The organism is Planctomycetota bacterium, from assembly GCA_026387035.1.
GTDB lineage: Bacteria > Planctomycetota > Phycisphaerae > FEN-1346 > FEN-1346 > JAPLMM01.
Genome location: JAPLMM010000097.1, coordinates 1 through 1709, shown reverse-complemented (window position 1 = coordinate 1709; position 1709 = coordinate 1). Strand labels below are relative to the sequence as shown.

The window sequence follows — 1709 nt, the reverse complement described above, 5'->3', positions numbered from 1 at the left end:
TCCTCGAACTCCACAACGCGGTCCACGAGGAGGAAGGGGTAGCGGTGCGGCAGGACCTCCATGATCTGGCTGATGTCCATGGCGGGGCGCGTCTCGGCCCGCGTTCCGGCGGCCCGGCCGGCGCCCTGGTCCTGGAGGCGGCGAATCAGCCGGTGGTTCAGCGAGTGACCGCTCTTGACGGCCACGATCCGCCCGCGCACATCCCGGTTCAACAGGAAAAGGTCGCCCACCAGGTCCAGCATCTTGTGCCGCGCCGGCTCGTCGGGAAACCGAACGTGTCCGGCGTCAGCCTCAGGTGGCACATCTGCGGCGGGATGACGCTCTGCGGGCCGTAATCGAGATGGTACGTGATCACCAGCGCATCCTCGTCGCCGGGGAGCGCGGCAATGACGGCGCCGCCGTCCTGCACCGTGACCGGCTCGACGATCTTGAGCACCGGCCGATCGGCCGGCTGCTCGACGATTCCCGCCTGCCGCAATAGCCGCACGTAATCCGCCGCCGACCCGTCGCCCGCCGGCAGTTCAGGCCCGTTGAGTTCCACGGCCAGGTTGTCGATCTCGAGCCCTTCGAGCGCCGCCAGGAGATGCTCGGCCGTCTCGACCGACACGTCGCCGTTCGCCAGCGTCGTCCGCTGAAACCGTTTCGCGACCGATTGGATCGTGGCCGAAATCTGGACTTCCGGCGAGAGGTCCACCCGCGTGAAGACGAGCCCCGCGTCGGCGGGGGCCGGCTTCAGGCGGACGTGGACCGTCTGGCCGGTGAAGAGGCCCCGGCCTTCCATCTCGGCCTCGCGTGCGATGGTTCGTTGGCGTCGGCTCACGCGCCCATCCTCGACTCCAGGTCCGCCAGCCGCTCTTCGATCGCCTTCAGACGTTCCAGGACTTCCTCCATCCGCCGAAGCGCCGCCTCGCGCCGAAGTTCCTCACGGTGCGGGCCCGCCGGGTAGCCGCTCACGTCCGCGCCCGCCGGCACGTCTTTGGTGACGCCGGCCTTGGCGGCAATCCGCGCCCCGTCGCCGATGACGAGGTGCCCGTCAATCGCCGCCTGTCCCGCAATCACGCAGCCGCGGCCGATGCGGGCGCTGCCGGCGACGGCCACCTGACTCACGATGATCGTTCCCTCGCCGACCTGCACATTATGCCCGATCTGCACGAGGTTGTCGATCTTCACCGCCCGGCCGATCCGCGTCGCCCCGAACCGCGCCCGGTCCACCGTCACGCAGGCGCCGATTTCCACGTCGTCGGCGACCTGGACCGTCCCCAACTGGGGAATCTTCTCCGGCCCCGCCTTGCCGGCCAGGTAACCGAACCCGTCGCTCCCGATGACCGACCCCGCGTGGACAATCACGCGGTCGCCCAGGCGGACGCGCTCGCGGATGACCACGCCGGAGTGGATGTCGCCGTCCGCCCCCACGACCGCTTCGTCGGCCACGACGGCCCCCGCCCGGATGCGCGTCCGGTCGCCGATACGGACCCTCTCGCCCACGACGGCACAGGGACCGACGTGGACGCCGGCGCCCAGGACGGCCGACTTAGCCACCGCCGCAGCGGGATGAATGCCCGGCTGAGGCGCCGGCAGCGGCTCGAGCAGGGCCTCCGCAATCCGGGCCATCGCCCGGTTCGGGTCTGCCACACGCAGGAGGGCCGGCCCGTCGGCCTTCTCTTTCCAATCCTCGGGGACCACCAGGCAGGCGGCCTTGGAGGCCCCCG

Annotated in this window: 1 protein-coding gene and 1 pseudogene; both read right to left on the bottom strand. The window is 70.6% G+C overall.

The annotated features are described in order from the left end of the window. Positions 1 to 781 (bottom strand): annotated as a pseudogene (locus NTX40_03530) (UDP-3-O-acyl-N-acetylglucosamine deacetylase). Between the two features lie 35 nt (positions 782 to 816). Continuing rightward, positions 817 to 1709, bottom strand: an 893-nt coding sequence (gene lpxD / locus NTX40_03525; GenBank protein MCX5648156.1) for a UDP-3-O-(3-hydroxymyristoyl)glucosamine N-acyltransferase, incomplete at its 5' end; no start/stop codon positions are given.